The sequence below is a fragment of the Eikenella sp. NML99-0057 genome, from assembly GCF_001648535.1.
Classification (GTDB): Bacteria; Pseudomonadota; Gammaproteobacteria; order Burkholderiales; family Neisseriaceae; genus Eikenella; species Eikenella exigua.
This window is the reverse complement of the sequence record NZ_LXST01000004.1, coordinates 100,228-114,489: the sequence shown is the minus strand read 5'-3', so window position 1 is coordinate 114,489 and position 14,262 is coordinate 100,228. Positions and strand designations below refer to the sequence as shown.

The window sequence follows — 14,262 nt, the reverse complement described above, 5'->3', positions numbered from 1 at the left end:
ATTTTCAGGTAGCCTTTCCCATCTATCTGCCGCAAACCTATAACTCACTACCGCGCGGATGGGTTTGCCAAACGCTGTGTTCAGCTTCCAGGGCGTGTTGCAGTATTTCTTTTGCTGCTTCAGGCCGCAGGTGGCCGCAGAGGAAGATATCGATGGCGGCGAAACCGTGTTCGGGCCAGGTGTGGATGCTGAGGTGGGATTCGGCCAAGAGCAGTACGCCGGTTACACCACCTTCGCCACCAAAGGTGTGGAAACGGCTTTCGAGTACGGTGGCGCCGATGTGGTGGGCGGTGTGCTCCAATGCGGTTTTCAGGTAGCCTTCGTTGCGCAGCAATTCAGGCGGGCAGCCGTATAAATCAAGCAGGCCATGGCTGCCGGGGCTGTGGCTCATTTATGCCATCCAGAAGAATAGCCACCACCCACGCGCGAGCCGTTGTAGGAACGGTTGCTGCCGCTGCTGCCCATGAAGCTGTAGTTGTAAAAGGTGCTGACCAGCATAGCTATGATGCTGAAAATCAAATAAGTATTTCTCGACATTTTGTTTCACTCATCTTCATCGTCGTCATCGCCACTGAACACATTGCCGCGTTTGCCCAGAAAATACAGCACCATCACCGACAGCATGGCGGCAAGGGATACATCTTCTTCTGAAGCCAGCATATTCAACCACGCCGGCACGTTGATGATGACAAACACTATTATAAGCAGCAGCATCAGTCCGTTCGACGGACGGTCCGCATGCATATTGGTGCTGTATTGCGGAGTATCGTTCTCGATACCGAACCAGCTAAACACGGTACGGTAGGGAACGGTGGTGCTTTGGCTCCAGGCGGCTTCGTGCCGGTTGCATTCGGCGCAGAGTTTGCCGTTGCTGTTGAGGCGGTAGTCGCTGTAGAAATCCACATCACCTTGGCGGATGTGCCAGTAAAACGCGCCGGCAGCGAAAACCACGCGGCCGCCATAATCGTAGAGTTTGGGTAGGCCTTGCGGCTGGAACAAATCGCCATACAGGCGCGGCCACACATTGAGCGTTTCCGACACGCTCCATTCACCGTCACCGCTTTCCACCAGCCACATAAAGCCGGCCTGCGGCTCGAAGAGCAGGTATTCCGTCCAACGCCCGACGGGCACGATGCCGAGCGGCTTTTGGCCGAACATCAGGTTGAACGCATCTTCCGGCTCCAGTTCGTCTTTACGCACCGCGCCGATGAGGGTGTAGGTGCGGTTGTTAATGCGGGCTTCCGAGCCGATTTTCAGGGTGAACGCATCGGCCTGCGCATCGCGCCTATTATTGGCTTCTAGCAATTCCAGCTTGCCTTCTGCCGCATCCAGACCGCTGCCGCAGCTGGGGCAGAGGATGGAAGGCGTGAGGCCGGTAATCCATTGAACGGGCGAGCCGCAGTTCGGGCAACTTTCGGCCTGGCGTGTGCCTTTTAGCCGACCTGCGCTATCGGCCACCTGCTCGCTGCTACGGATGTTGGCGAGTTGTAAGTCGGCCAGCCTCACTCCCTGCCCGATAAAGATTTCGGGCGGCGATTCGGCATAATCCAGTGTGAGGAAGGCTTGCTCGCAGCGCCAGTCGGCTACTTGGTTCTTCATCTGCGGCGGCACGGCAAAAGGCAGCTCGCCCTGTGCGGCAGCCTGCTCCAGCACAATATCACGCACGTCGGCAGCCCAGAAGCGTTTGCTGTGATACACCAAGTTGCTGCGGCCGGCCACTAAGCTGGAAAAATCGGGGATTTCCTGCAAGGGCTCGGCAGCGGGCAGGGTGAATACGTATTGGTCGTCCGATTCGGAGAGCCAACCGTTGCTGCCGTCGTCAAACTGCACATACCACTCATTCCACATGCCGGCATCGTATTTAGCCTGCAGGCGGCCGATGATGGAAAACGGGCGGTTGGCGAATGTGCCGGTCGTGCCGATTTGCAGCGGGCTAAAGTCTTCCAAAAGGGCAGAATCGCGGCCGCTGTTGATAATGTCTTCGCCCTGGTACACCAAGAGGCTGTGGCAGAAGCCGCACACCAGCGTAACCACCGTGGCCGAATGCGCGTGCACGGGCGCGCCGCAGCTGGGGCAGTCGGTTTTAAAGAAGGGTTCGCTCATGATGGGTTCTTCCTAAGGGGCGGGCGGTTTGGCGGCAAATTTAGCGGCAATCTCGGCGGCTGTTAAATCGAAGCCGTCGCACAAGGGGGCGGCATCTTGGCCTGCAATGCCGGCAACGGTTTTCAGGTAGTCTGCAAACTCCAGAAAGACAGGCTGGTTTTGCGGCGTCAGGCAGAAAATGCCGTTGATTTGGTGCGAATCGCGGAGGCGGCTCACCACGGCGCTGAACGCATCCCAATCGGCGGCAGCCTGCTCCGGCGCAACGGCCTGCAAGTCGGCAATGGTTTGCAATTCCTTTGCAAAATCGAGAATGGTGGGCCGGCTTTGCAGATGTTTGGCGATGACTTGTACGGGGTTTGTGGTTGGCATGATGGTGGGATTTGGCTTTCAGGTAGCCTCAGCTGATCAACCAATCAGCTGTTTGAGCACTTCGGCTTTGGCCTTCTCGTAGTCTTCGGCGGAAATCAGGTTGCCGTCGAGCAGGGTTTTGAGTTTGGCCAGCTTGGCTTGCGGGTCTTCGGCGGCGGGTGCTGCCGGGGCGGCAGGCTGGGCGGCTGGAGTGGGCGCGGTTTGGGCGGGCTGTTGGGGCTGCATCATGCCGCCCATCGCGCCGGCCATGGCCTGGCCGATACCGGCGCCCACGCCGAGTCCGGCACTGATGCCGGCGATGCCGCCTTCGTTTTGCGCGGCCATCGGAATGGCGGTGGCGGTTTGGTATTGGGTGAATTTACCCATATCGCCGATGATGCCCATCGACATTTTGCTATCCAGCGCTTTTTGTACGTTTTCGGGCAGGCTCACGCTTTCCACGGTGAAGTTTTCCAGCGTGAGGCCGAGTTTGGCAAACTCGGGCAGCAGCAGTTCGTTCATTTTCTGCGACAGCAGCACTTGGTTGGCGGCCATATCGAGGAAGGGGATGCCGGAGGTGCCGAAGGCAGCGGCCAGCTGGGTCATGGCGAGGTTGCGCAGCTGCTGTTCGAGCTGCTCGCCGCTGTAGGAGGCGCCCACGCCGGTAACTTCGCGGAAGAAGGCGGCGGGATCGCTGATGCGGTAGGCATACATGCCGAAGGAGCGCAGCTGGATCACGCCGAAATCAGCATCGCGCACGGTAACTGGCTGGGAAGTGCCCCAGCGGCGGGCGAGTTGCTGGCGGGTGTTGAAGAAGTAAACGTCGGATTTGAAGGGCGACTGGAATAATTTATCCCAGTTTTTCAGGTTGGTGAGGATAGGCAGGGTTTGGGTGGTGAGCGTGTAGCGGCCGGGCTGGAACACGTCGGCGGCTTTGCCTTCGTCCACAAACAGGGCGGCCTGCGCTTCGCGCACGGTGAGACTGGCGCCGTTTTGGATTTCCTGGTCGGCCACGGGGAAGCGCCACATCAGCAGCCCTTCTTCGGGATTCGGCCATTCGATAACGTCGATAAACTGCTTCTTGATGAAATTGCCCAGCATGGGGATTCCTTTCTTGATTAGGATAAGGGGAAGGCTACCTGAAAACGAGGTTTCCGCAGGAAGCTAAGTTTCTGCGAAGCTAAAATGGGACAAATTTCTGTGAAACGAAATTTCAGGTAGCCTGTTGTGCATGCGTTATTACGCCAAACAGGCGGCGTTGAGCAGCCCCACCGCCACGGAAATCACGGCACAGAGCGTGCCCACGGCCACGTTATTGCCGGCCAGCTCGGCAGCGGAATCAGGCACGAGGCGGGTGGCGGCGAAATACACCACAATCTGAATCGCCGCAGCAGCCCAACCCCAAAGCACGAAATCCAAAAGCCCGACACTGTGGGCGATGCTGGAGGCCAAAGGCAGGCAGAAGCCGATGAGCGCGCCACCGAAGGAAAGGGCGCAGGCCAGGTTGCCGTTTTTAATCAGCTTCAATTCGTCGGCCGGGGTGATGCGCAGATACACGGCGGCGAACAGTGCGGTCATGCCCAGGCCCACGGCCAGGTATTGAAGGTACGACAGATATTGTTGCAGGGAAATGCTCATGGGTTGCCTTTGTAATCAGGGTGGGAAGAAGGCCGCCACAGCGGCGATATGCGGCTGATTATGCCATACAAATGCCGGTTGTTCATCCTGCTTTGCCGTTTATTTATGAGGCTTGTGAGGTTTGCGGCAGCTGGCTAATTTTCAGGTAGCCTTTACCATTCGCTACCGAGTATCTTTTTGCTGGCTCCTGTAAGAAGCCCGATGAAAAAAGGCATGGCTTTAGCTATATAATTCAGCCCATCATCAAGGCTACCTGAAACATGAAACCCGACCGCACCCTAATCATCTCCGTCTTCATCGTAGCCAGCTGCGGGCTGGCGTATGAACTCATCATTGCCGCGCTGGCCAGCTATTTGCTGGGCGACAGCATTTTGCAGTTTTCCTCCATCATCGGTCTCTACCTCTTCGCCATGGGCATCGGCGCGCACCTCACCAAATACATCCGCGATGAAGACGCGCTTTCGCGCTTTATCGAAATCGAATTGCTGGTGGGCATCCTCGGCGGGGTGTCGGCCTTGGTGTTGTTTGTGGTGTTCGGGCTGGCTGCCGCGCCGTTCCGCACGCTGCTGTATGCGCTGGTGCTGGTGGTGGGCATCGTGGTGGGCATGGAAATCCCGCTGGTGATGCGCGTGCTGAACCGGCGGCAGGCCGATTTTAAAGACCTGGTGGCCAAAGTGCTCACCTTCGACTACCTGGGCGCGCTGGCCGTGTCGCTGCTGTTCCCGCTGGTGCTCGCGCCCCGGCTGGGCATGGCGCGTTCCGCCCTGCTGTTCGGCCTGCTCAACGCCGCCGTGGCCGTGCTCACCGCCCGCGCCTTCAAAGCAGAGCTGCCGCGCTACCGCGCCATCCAGCTGCGCGGCGTCATCGTGCTGGCCTGCCTGCTGGCCGCCTTCGCCGCCGCCAACCGCATCACCTTTCTGGCCGAACAAAGCTATTTCGGCGACCCGGTGGTATACGAAAGCCATTCGCCCTACCAGCGCCTGGTGATCACCAAATGGCACGACGACCTGCGCCTCTACATCAACGGCAACCTGCAATTCTCCTCGCGCGACGAAGCCCGCTACCACGAAGCCCTCGTACTGCCCGCCATGCAGATGGTGGGCGGGCAGGCGCAAAACGTGCTGATTTTGGGCGGCGGCGACGGCCTGGCCGCGCGCGAAGTGCTGAAATACCCGCAAGTGAAGGGCATCACCCTGGTCGACCTCGACCCGCAAATGACCAGCACCTTCCGCACCTCCGCCAAATTAAGCCGCCTCAACGCCGGCTCGCTCGCCAGCCCCAAAGTGCGCGTGGTGAACGACGACGCCGCCAAATGGCTGGAACAGGCGCAGGAAAAGTTCAATGTCATCATCATCGACCTGCCCGACCCCTCCAACTTCTCGCTGGGCAAGCTCTATTCCGTGCCCATGTATCGGCTGGTGGCGCGGCATCTCGCGCCCGGCGGCAAGATCGTGGTGCAATCCACCTCGCCCTATTTCGCCCCGAACGCCTATTGGTCGGTGGTGGCCACGCTGGAGGCCGCCGGGCTCGCCACCGCGCCCTATCATGTGTATGTGCCCTCCTTCGGCGAATGGGGCTTCGTGCTGGCCGCCCGCGAGCCCGATTTCCCCGTGCCCGCGCAATTCAGCGTGCCCACCCGCTTTCTAAACGCCGACACCGCCGCCGAAATGTTCCGCTTCCCGCCCGATATGGCGCGCCGCGATGTGCAGCCAAATTATTTGAACACACAGATTCTGGTGCATTATTTCGAGCAGGATTGGCGCAATGTGATACGGTGAGAAAAGGCTACCTGAAACTTTCAGGTAGCCTTTCCCAACCGCTCAAACAAAACGGCCTGATTAAGTATACCTTTATCGAGCGAATGCGGGATTTGCCTGCTGCAAACCGTGTATTGATTTCCCTATGTCCAGCCCCACCTGTTCTTTGTATTTGCAGCCGCAACACCTCTGCCCTACGGCTTTCAGCAAGCCCTAGCCTCGCGTTCAGCTCAAGAGGTGCCTCCTAATTTTATCCATTCCACAAAATATCCAACATATGAGTGCCAACCAGAAAACCTACTACGACATCCTCGGCGTAGCCAAAGATGCCAGCCTGGCCGACATCAAAAAGGCCTACCGCAAGCTGGTGCGCCAATACCATCCCGACATCAGCAAAGACTCCGATGCCGACCAAAAAACCAGCGAAATCAACCTCGCCTACAACACCCTGAAAGACGAGGCCAACCGCGCCGAATACGATGAAATGCTGGCCAACCCCTTCGGCCGCGCCGGCAGTGCCCACGGCGGCGCGGGCGGTTTCGACCCCGGCCAAGACTTCGGGCAATACTACCACTTCGACAGCAGCCGCTTCGGTGAAGGCCAGCCCTTCGGCAGCGGTGACTTCCGCTTTGACGACATCTTCTCCGCCTTCGGCCACGCCGGTGCAGGCCGCCAGCGCCAAACCGGCCCCCTTCCCGGCGAAGACCAGCACGCCGAGCTGGCGATCGACCTCGCCGCAGCCTACACCGGCGGCGAACGCTCGCTCAGCCTAGATATGCCCACCATCGGCGCGGGCGGCCAAATGGCCTACGAACGCAAAACCCTGCAGGTGAAAATCCCCAAAGGCATCAGCGAAGGCCAGCAAATCCGACTGCGCGGCCAAGGCCTGCCCGGCTTCAACGGCGGCGCAAACGGCGACCTCTATTTAAAAATCCGCTTCCGCGAAAGCGACACGCTGTATGTGAAAAACCGCAAAGACGTGTACCAGCGCATCGATGTGATGCCCTGGGTGGCCGCGCTCGGCGGCAAAACCGCTATCGACACGCCCGCCGGCAAACTCAACATCAATATTCCCGCCAACAGCCGCAGCGGCCAAAACCTGCGCCTCAAAGGCAAAGGCATTCCCGCCAAAGAAGCCGGCGACCTCTACCTCATCATCAACATCACTCTGCCGGAAACCATGAGCGAAGCCGACCGTGCAGCCTGGCAGCAGCTGGCCGAGCATTACGGCGTGAAAGGATAAACCATGAACCGCGAACAAGATATTCAGCTCACCTTCAACGAAATTGTGCGCGCCTGCGACGGCGATGCCGATTGGGTGGTCAACGTAATCGAGGAAGAAATCATTTCCGTGCAGGGCAGCCCGCGCGAGGCCGGTTTCAGCGGCTGGCAGCTCGCCCGTATCCGCCGCGCCCGCCGCATCAGCCGCGACTTCGAAGCCAGTGTGCCCGCCACTGCGCTAATCCTGCAACTGCTGGATGAACTGGAAACTCTGCGTAAAGGCCGTTTGGAGGATTCAAACCGAGCTTTGCCGCTGTAATGTCGCTAAGTAAAAAGGCTACCTGAAACTTTCAGGTAGCCTTTTTCGTTTTAGCGAATCTCTTCGCCGAACACTTCGCGCCACAGTGCGACCACTTGTTCGTAGTGTTTGCGCAGGGTGTCGTCCACTTGCACCGCGCCCGCGCCGTGCAGCTGCTGGCGGTGTTGCACTTGGCGGTAGTGGCGGTAGGCGGCGGCGGTGCGCGCGGCGGCATCTTGGCTGAGCAGGCCGCGGCGGGCGGCCATATTGAGCAGGGCGATGTTGCCGTAGTTTTCCAGTAGCTCAGGATACTGCCGGGCATGGAGCAGCACGAAGAATTGCACGATGAATTCCACGTCCACCACGCCGCCGCGGGCGTATTTCACGTTGTCTTCGCGGGCGGGGTGGGTGGGCAGCATTTTGCTGCGCATTTGGGCGATTTCCTGCCGCAGCGGGTTTGCTTCGCGCGGTAGGCTGAGGATTTGGCGGCGGACGGTTTCAAACTTGCGCCCCACTTCGGGGCTGCCGGTCACGAAACGGGCGCGGCTGAGGGCTTGGTGCTCCCAAATCCAGGCGTTTTCGTGCTGGTATTTGGCGAAGGCTTCGAGGCTGTGGGCTTGGAAGCCGCTGTCGCCGTTGGGGCGCAGGCGCAGGTCGGTTTGGTAGAGGCTGCCGGCGCCGGTGCTGCCGGAGAGCCAGGTGGTGAGACGGCGGGCATATTTGCTGTAGATGTCGGCGGCTTCGGGCGCGCTGTCGTCATACAGATACACCAAATCCAAATCGGAGCCGTAGGCCAGCTCTTTGCCGCCGAGCTTGCCGTAGCCGATGATGGCGAAGCGGGGGATGGAGCGGTGGGTTTTGGGCATGGCCTGCCACACCTGCCACATGGTGTGTTCGAGCAGGATGTCGGCCAGGTAGGAGAGCTGGTCGCTCAGGGCTTCGAGCGGCCAGCGGCCGGCCAAATCCTGCACGGCCAGGCGGAAGGTTTGGGCGTGTTTGAAGCGGCGCAGCACGTCCATTTTGGCTTCGGGGTCGCCGGCGGTTTGGAGGCTACCTGAAAGTGCGCCGATGAATTGCGGCCAGTTGGGGTGTTCCATTAATTGTGCCGACAATAATTCGTCCAGCAGCACGGGGTGTTGCTGCAAATATTCGGCCAGCCAGGGGCTTTGCGCCATGAGTTCGGCCACTTGGGCGAGCGCGGCGGGGTATTCCTGCAAAAAGGCGAGGTAGGCGGAGCGGCGGCTGATGCTGTCGAGAAAGTCGAGCAGGCGCGGCAGGGCGGCTTCGGGGCGGCTGCTTTCGGCGGCGGCAGCCACTACGCGCGGCAGCACGGCGTCGAAACGCTGCTGGGCGCGGGCAGACAAATGCCGGTAGCGGCTGCTGCTGCGGATGTGCGCCAGCCGCTCGGCGGCTTCGGCTGCGTTGGCAAAGCCCAAGTCGGCCAGCTGCGCCGCCCATTCGGCGGCTTCGGCGTCGTCTTGCCACAGCCCGGCCAGCGGCTGTTCGGCTTCGCTGTCGTTCTCTTCGGGGCTGCTTAAGGTTTGGTTGAATTGGGTGCTTACCTGGGCGCGTTGTGCGTTGAGGCTACCTGAAAATTCTTCGTAATCGGCAAAGCCCATGCTTTCGGCCAACAGCTGCTGCTGTTCGGGGTTTTCAGGTAGCGTTTGGGTTTGCTGGTCGTCCCAGTATTGCAGGCGGTGTTCGAGGCGGCGCAGGAAGCGGTAGGCTTCGAGCAGCTGGGCGGCAGCTTCGGGCGCGAGGATGCCGGCTTCGGCCAGTGCGGCCAGCGTTTCCTGCGTGCCTTTGAGCTGGAGGCTGCGGTTTTGCCCGCCGCGAATCATCTGGAATACCTGCGCGATAAATTCCACCTCGCGGATGCCGCCAGCGCCGAGCTTGATGTTGCCGGCCATGCCTTTTTTGCTCACTTCACTGCGGATTTGGCGGTGCAGCCCGCGCAGGGCTTCGTAGGCGCCGTAGTCCAGATATTTGCGGAACACGAAAGGCTGCACCACGCTGCGGATGCCGTTGGCGTGCGGCGTGACCACGCGGCCTTTGCACCAGGCATAACGCTCCCACTCGCGCCCCTGCGCCACCAAATACTGCTCCAGCGCGGTTTCGCTCAACACCAGCGCGCCGCTGTCGCCGTCGGGGCGCAGGCGCATATCGATGCGGAACACTTGGCCGTCGGCGGTGATGTCGTTCAACAGCGCAATCAGCTTCTGCCCCACCTTGGTGAAAAACTCCTGATTGCTGCGGCTGCGCCGCCCGTCGGTTTCGCCCGATTCGGGATAGACAAAAATCAAATCCAAATCAGACGATACGTTTAATTCAAACCCGCCCGCCTTGCCCATGGCCACCACGCTCAAATGCTGCGCCGCGCCGCTATAGCGGCCGATGGGCGTGCCGTAGAGCGCGGTGTAGTGCGCCTCGGCAAAAGCGAGCGCGGTGTTCACCGCAAAATCGGCCAAATGCGTGATGGAAGCCGTTACCTCCGAAAGCTCGGCCGCGCCGCACAAATCGCGCACCATAATCTGCGCCAGCACATAACGGCGCAACAGCCGCAACTGGCGCGCCAATTCGGCCTCATCCGCCGCTGCCGCGATGTCTGCCCACGGCGCGAAGCCGGCCAAATCCTGCGGCTGCAAAGGCTGCGCGAGCATAGGCTGCAAACGTGCAACATCGATTTGCCCGCCATCCAGCTGGCGCGACAGCCAAAGGGAAAAACGGCGGGCGTGGGCAATCATATCGGCAGGCATGGGGATTCCTTGTGTGCGGAGGGTATAAATCAAACGGGCAGATTATAGGCTACCTGAAGCTTTCAGGTAGCCTTAGATTGAGTAGATTAAGAATGGAGGGGCAGATTCGGCATGGCTGCCCGCTAAAACAGGCTTTCCTGCCGGGCGTTGGTTTCCGGTGTTTCGGGCTGCGCCAGCATATAGGCGCGCACGAAGTTGAAGAAGTCTTCGCTGATTTCAAAATGGCCATAGCGCAGCCGGGCGGCATATTTTTTCCATTCCGGATGCGTGCGGATAAGCGCTATCGGACATTCGCGCCGGGTTTCGGCATAGGCCACGTTGCGGCGGAAGGGGATAAAGCTTGCGCTCATCTGAAACGGGTAGGCCTGGTCGTCGGTAATCTGCCCGAGAGCGGTGAAGGCTTGCAGTTTGTCGTGGCCGTCCAAGCGGATTTTCGGGCTGTAGTAGAGCAGCCAGTCGCCGCGTTGCATACGGTTGAGCGGCGCGGCTTTGCCGTGGCACACTTGGCAAAAGCCACCTGCCACGCCGCGCAGGACGTGCTCTTTGGAAACCGTGCCGATCCAGTATTTCATGGGTGTCCTTTTTCAGATGGGTTTCAGGTAGCCCTTAGGCTGTTGGCAGAAGGCTACCTGAAAATTTATTTTGACGGTTTGGGTAGGAATACCGATAACACGAAAGCCGCCGCCGCGCCGCAACACAAAAATATCCAGTCATCAGCCGAACCAAAAATGCCGAACATGACGGCCTGACAGATGACCGACAGTAGGGCGCCTGCTGCCGTAACGGCAGCGATGCCGGGCAGGTTGCGCTTCAGGCGCAGCAGCATAGACAAGAGGCCGGTGAGGAAGGCGGGAATGCCGCCTACCGGGTAGCTGAATAGAGTGGCAATAGGAATCAGCCGGAAAGCCTGCTGCGAATTGGGGTCGGATAGGCCGATCAGCAATAACACCGCGCCCAAGGGCGGGCCGAACAGGCTGCAAACAATCAGCACCCGCCCCGAATACGGCGGTTGGAGGCGGAATTATTGAGATGATCTTGTTTGGGCTCTTCTAACATAATTTCCTCGGCAGGCTACCTGAAAGCGCAGCTTCAACGCAGTTAAAACCGCGTGCGTGCATTCCGCACACACCCTTATCCATGCGGGCTACGCTTGCTGAAATGATGTTTGGGCGCAGGTCGGATTCTTGAATCCGCCATTCCCAATCGATTAAAATCACTAAATAGTTTTCCACCCTAGCAAAAGGAGTTTACCATGCCCCAACTGCAAAGCGCCCTATCGCATGTTTCCCTCGGCACGAATCAATTCGAGCAGGCCGCCGCCTTTTATGATGCCGTGCTCTCCCCGTTGGGCATCCGCCGCGTGCTGGATTTGAGCGAACACCGCGCCATCGCCTATGGTCGCGCCTTCCCTGAATTCTGGATTCAGGCACCGCACGACGGGCAGCCCGCGCAAACCGCCAACGGCGTGCACATCGCCTTTTTGGCAGAAAACAACGCACAAGTGGACGCCTTCTACGCTGCCGCCCTCGCCCACGGCGCGAGGCCCGACGGCGCGCTCGGCAAACGCCCGCACTACGGCGACGCCTACTATGGCTGCTTCGTGCGCGATTTGGACGGGCACAAAATCGAAGCAATGGCTTGGAACGAATAGATTCGGCGGAGAGAGAGTCTACCTGAAATTTTCAGGTAGCCTTTTTCCCCTCGGCAGTAAGCATAGGTCGGATACTGGTTATCCGGCAAACCTGCAACGCTGCCATTATTACCCGTTATCGCCATGCCTGAAATGTCGGGTTCAAGAATCCGACTTGCGGCTGCTTCGTCCAAACCTTTTTCAGGTAGCCTTTCCCTGCCCGCCATGCCGCTATTTGCTCGGCGCAGCGGGCTTTTTCTCGGCTTCGGGCGTGTCGCTGGGCGGGAAGAACAGGCTTTTGGGTTTTTGTTTCACCAGCGAGATGGTGCTGCCGATGATTTGCAGCGGGTTGTCCAGCACGGCGTCGCGCGAGCGCAGGGCCACCCACAGGGTGATGGAGAAGCTCACCAGCAGGTTCACCGCGCCGATGAGCAGCACCATCAATAAATGGGCGGCGAAGGAGAAGAAGCCGATGTCGCCGCTCACGGCGGCGTAGCCCAGGTTGGCGGAGGAGAAGGCAACGTGGCGGATGTCGAGCGGCAGGCCGGTGAGATGGCCGAGGTAGCCGGTCATGCCGAGGAGCCAGCCGAAACAGAAGTTACCCATGATGGCGCCGTAGTGGTTGTGGATGTAATCGGCCAAACGCTGCCGCCAGGCGGCGGGCAGGATGCGTTTGAGCAGGGGGTGTTCGCGCAGGCGCAGTTTGAGGTTGAGGTAGTCGGCGCGGTTGTCGAAGAAGCCGGCGATGATGCCGGAGCAAAACAGCCACACGCCGGCGATGGCGGCAAACAAGAGCGCGGGGGTGCTGAACACGGCGAGGGATTTGAGCTGGTAGGCGGTGGTGGCTGTATCCAGCAGGGGGCTGCCGAAATGGTGGGCGAAGGCGTGGCTGATGAAAACGGCAAGCAGCACAGACACGATGACGTTGCCAAACACGGCCACGCCCTGCGAGCGGATTACGTCAATCAATAACTGGGCGAGCTTCTGGTTCACAGCGCGGCCGCTGCTGCTGCGTTCCACGGCTTGGGCGAAGCGGGCAGCGGTCATGGCGGGCTGTTTGGTGGCCACGGTGAAGTGCAGCATGTGGATGAACACGAAGCCGATGCCGTAGTTGAGGCTGGCGAGCACGGCGTGGTAGAGGTGGCCGCCGGGCAGGCTGCCGATGTGGATTTTGAGCAGTGCCATCAGGGCGATGAGCACGCCGCCGCCGGCTGCGGAGCGCAGCATGCCCCAGTATTCGCTGCGGTTGCGGGTGATGTAGTGTTCACCGTGGCGGCTGGAGTTTTGGCTGATGCTGCGGGCGAGCATTTTCACGTTGCTGCGCCACAGGGGCATGATGCGCCGCTGCGCCACCACGGCCACGGCGATTTCGTTGGCTAGAAGCAGGGTGCGCAAAAGGCTTTGGGTGCGGGTGCGCGCGGCAAACAGCGCCATGAGCCGTTCCATGCGGGTGAGGGTTTGCTGGAGGCGTTGCAACAGGTGCGCCACGGCCATGGAGGAGCCGGCACCGGCACCGGTGCCTTTGCGTTGCAGGCGTTCGATGAGGGTGCGGCATTGCGCTAGCATCACGTCTAAATGGCCGGCATCATAGGTGGTGCGGGAGCCGGGCTGGCGGCTGCGTTGGAAGTCGAGCCAGTCGGACACTTCGCGCATCAGGCTGACGAAGGGCGAATCCACATCGAGCAATCTGGGCTCGAGACGGATGAGGTCGTGATCGAGGTCTTCGGCGGCCACCCATATGGAGAGCATTTCCACGGCATACAGGCTTTCGTCGCGCAGGTGGCGGCCGCACATTTCGCGAACGGCGGGCTCGGTTTGCCGTTGGATGGTGCTGAGGAGGCGCAGCCAGGCGGAAAGCGGGATGGCGGCGAGCCATTCGCCGTCGTTGCTGCCGCAAAACAGCAGCGCGAGCACGTCGCGCAGGTCGTTGCAGTCTTTGTAGGCGGGATTGATGTGCTCGTAGAGGCGGTGGCGGAATTCGTGGCCGAAGCCGGAGCGAGAGAAGATGCCGATGGTGATCAGGGTGGGATACACGCGCACGCTGGAGAGCCAGCGGCACAACAGGGTGGCGATGGTTTTGCCTTCGCCGCCCTCTTGCCGCAAATGGCGGCACAAGATGCCTAAGCACACCGGCGCACCCGCCGCGCCGCCCTGCCGCAGCCAAGTCACCACTGCCTGCAACACGCGCAACGCATTGCCTTCGGCGGCGGCACGGCTGATGGTTTCAGGTAGCGTGTGTTGGGGTTTGCGTGTGAACATGGGCTTCCTTTTTGTTGCTCTGGCCAGAGTCGGCAGCGGATGTGCGAAAAACTGCGGCCACCTTTTCAGGTAGCCTCACGAAAAAAGGGGGAGCGATTGTAACAGATTGCCGTTTGGGGCAAAAAGGGCGGGCTGGGAAGTGGGAAGATATAGGGTGGGCTGAAGATTGATTGGCAAAGGGTTTCCGGTTTTCAGGTAGCCTCATGGCATGATTAAAGGCTACCTGAAACTTTATGCCAAAGGGGCTGCGGT

13 protein-coding genes are annotated in these 14,262 nt (G+C 60.0%); 4 read left to right on the top strand and 9 right to left on the bottom strand.

Annotated elements, in window-relative coordinates:
• Positions 1-37: 37 nt before the first annotated feature.
• From speD to A7Q03_RS06585, 5 genes are all read right to left on the bottom strand, one after another.
• The gene (gene speD / locus A7Q03_RS06605; protein ID WP_067448391.1) at positions 38-391 is read right to left on the bottom strand and encodes an adenosylmethionine decarboxylase; all 354 of its coding nucleotides are present in this window, start codon (positions 389-391) and stop codon (positions 38-40) included.
• Between the two features lie 152 nt (positions 392-543).
• Positions 544-2,103, bottom strand: coding sequence for a DUF4178 domain-containing protein (locus A7Q03_RS06600; protein ID WP_082880712.1), 1,560 nt, complete (start codon positions 2,101-2,103; stop codon positions 544-546).
• A 12-nt stretch (positions 2,104-2,115) separates the two neighbouring features.
• Positions 2,116-2,472 carry a hypothetical protein gene (locus tag A7Q03_RS06595; protein ID WP_067448387.1) on the bottom strand — a complete coding sequence of 119 codons (357 nt, stop codon included), beginning with the start codon at positions 2,470-2,472 and terminating at the stop codon, positions 2,116-2,118.
• A gap of 36 nt (positions 2,473-2,508) precedes the next feature.
• Positions 2,509-3,549 carry an SPFH domain-containing protein gene (locus A7Q03_RS06590; RefSeq protein WP_067448449.1) on the bottom strand — a complete coding sequence of 347 codons (1,041 nt, stop codon included), beginning with the start codon at positions 3,547-3,549 and terminating at the stop codon, positions 2,509-2,511.
• Positions 3,550-3,690: 141 nt separating this feature from the next.
• Positions 3,691-4,089, bottom strand: a complete 399-nt coding sequence (locus A7Q03_RS06585) for a DUF350 domain-containing protein (RefSeq protein WP_067442383.1) — start codon at positions 4,087-4,089, stop codon at positions 3,691-3,693.
• A 260-nt stretch (positions 4,090-4,349) separates the two neighbouring features.
• Here A7Q03_RS06585 and A7Q03_RS06580 point away from each other — a divergent pair, with 260 nt between their 5' ends.
• The 3 genes from A7Q03_RS06580 to A7Q03_RS06570 all read left to right on the top strand — a co-directional run bounded on the left by A7Q03_RS06580 (position 4,350) and on the right by A7Q03_RS06570 (position 7,386).
• Positions 4,350-5,867 (top strand): polyamine aminopropyltransferase, encoded by a 1,518-nt coding sequence (locus A7Q03_RS06580; protein ID WP_067448385.1) that lies wholly within the window; start codon positions 4,350-4,352, stop codon positions 5,865-5,867.
• Positions 5,868-6,123: 256 nt separating this feature from the next.
• Positions 6,124-7,089, top strand: a complete 966-nt coding sequence (locus A7Q03_RS06575; RefSeq protein ID WP_067448383.1) for a DnaJ C-terminal domain-containing protein — start codon at positions 6,124-6,126, stop codon at positions 7,087-7,089.
• A gap of 3 nt (positions 7,090-7,092) precedes the next feature.
• Positions 7,093-7,386 (top strand): chaperone modulator CbpM, encoded by a 294-nt coding sequence (locus A7Q03_RS06570; protein WP_023887636.1) that lies wholly within the window; start codon positions 7,093-7,095, stop codon positions 7,384-7,386.
• A 50-nt stretch (positions 7,387-7,436) separates the two neighbouring features.
• Here A7Q03_RS06570 and glnE read toward each other — a convergent pair whose 3' ends face one another.
• The 3 genes from glnE to A7Q03_RS06555 form a co-directional block, all read right to left on the bottom strand.
• Positions 7,437-10,121 (bottom strand): bifunctional [glutamate--ammonia ligase]-adenylyl-L-tyrosine phosphorylase/[glutamate--ammonia-ligase] adenylyltransferase, encoded by a 2,685-nt coding sequence (glnE, locus tag A7Q03_RS06565; protein ID WP_067448381.1) that lies wholly within the window; start codon positions 10,119-10,121, stop codon positions 7,437-7,439.
• Positions 10,122-10,243: 122 nt separating this feature from the next.
• The gene (locus A7Q03_RS06560; RefSeq protein ID WP_067448379.1) at positions 10,244-10,693 is read right to left on the bottom strand and encodes an EVE domain-containing protein; all 450 of its coding nucleotides are present in this window, start codon (positions 10,691-10,693) and stop codon (positions 10,244-10,246) included.
• A 65-nt stretch (positions 10,694-10,758) separates the two neighbouring features.
• Entirely contained in the window at positions 10,759-11,112 is a 354-nt protein-coding gene (locus A7Q03_RS06555) for a hypothetical protein (protein WP_067448377.1), read from the bottom strand.
• 261 nt (positions 11,113-11,373) lie between these two features.
• Between A7Q03_RS06555 and A7Q03_RS06550 the strand changes: the two genes are divergently transcribed.
• Complete coding sequence (locus A7Q03_RS06550) at positions 11,374-11,772, top strand: VOC family protein (protein WP_067448375.1); 399 nt, start codon at positions 11,374-11,376, stop codon at positions 11,770-11,772.
• Positions 11,773-11,982: 210 nt separating this feature from the next.
• On the opposite strand, the gene A7Q03_RS06545 is transcribed toward A7Q03_RS06550, so the two are convergent.
• Entirely contained in the window at positions 11,983-14,010 is a 2,028-nt protein-coding gene (locus A7Q03_RS06545) for a site-specific recombinase (RefSeq protein WP_067448373.1), read from the bottom strand.
• Between the last annotated feature and the right edge of the window lie 252 nt (positions 14,011-14,262).

Coding starts and splice junctions, on each gene's coding strand:
- speD (WP_067448391.1), bottom strand. CDS start 391: ATGAGCCACAGCCCCGGCAGCCATGGCCTGCTTGATTTATACGGCTGC.
- A7Q03_RS06560 (WP_067448379.1), bottom strand. CDS start 10,693: ATGAAATACTGGATCGGCACGGTTTCCAAAGAGCACGTCCTGCGCGGC.
- A7Q03_RS06570 (WP_023887636.1), top strand. CDS start 7,093: ATGAACCGCGAACAAGATATTCAGCTCACCTTCAACGAAATTGTGCGC.
- A7Q03_RS06600 (WP_082880712.1), bottom strand. CDS start 2,103: ATGAGCGAACCCTTCTTTAAAACCGACTGCCCCAGCTGCGGCGCGCCC.
- A7Q03_RS06545 (WP_067448373.1), bottom strand. CDS start 14,010: ATGTTCACACGCAAACCCCAACACACGCTACCTGAAACCATCAGCCGT.
- A7Q03_RS06550 (WP_067448375.1), top strand. CDS start 11,374: ATGCCCCAACTGCAAAGCGCCCTATCGCATGTTTCCCTCGGCACGAAT.
- A7Q03_RS06585 (WP_067442383.1), bottom strand. CDS start 4,089: ATGAGCATTTCCCTGCAACAATATCTGTCGTACCTTCAATACCTGGCC.
- glnE (WP_067448381.1), bottom strand. CDS start 10,121: ATGCCTGCCGATATGATTGCCCACGCCCGCCGTTTTTCCCTTTGGCTG.
- A7Q03_RS06580 (WP_067448385.1), top strand. CDS start 4,350: ATGAAACCCGACCGCACCCTAATCATCTCCGTCTTCATCGTAGCCAGC.
- A7Q03_RS06595 (WP_067448387.1), bottom strand. CDS start 2,472: ATGCCAACCACAAACCCCGTACAAGTCATCGCCAAACATCTGCAAAGC.
- A7Q03_RS06575 (WP_067448383.1), top strand. CDS start 6,124: ATGAGTGCCAACCAGAAAACCTACTACGACATCCTCGGCGTAGCCAAA.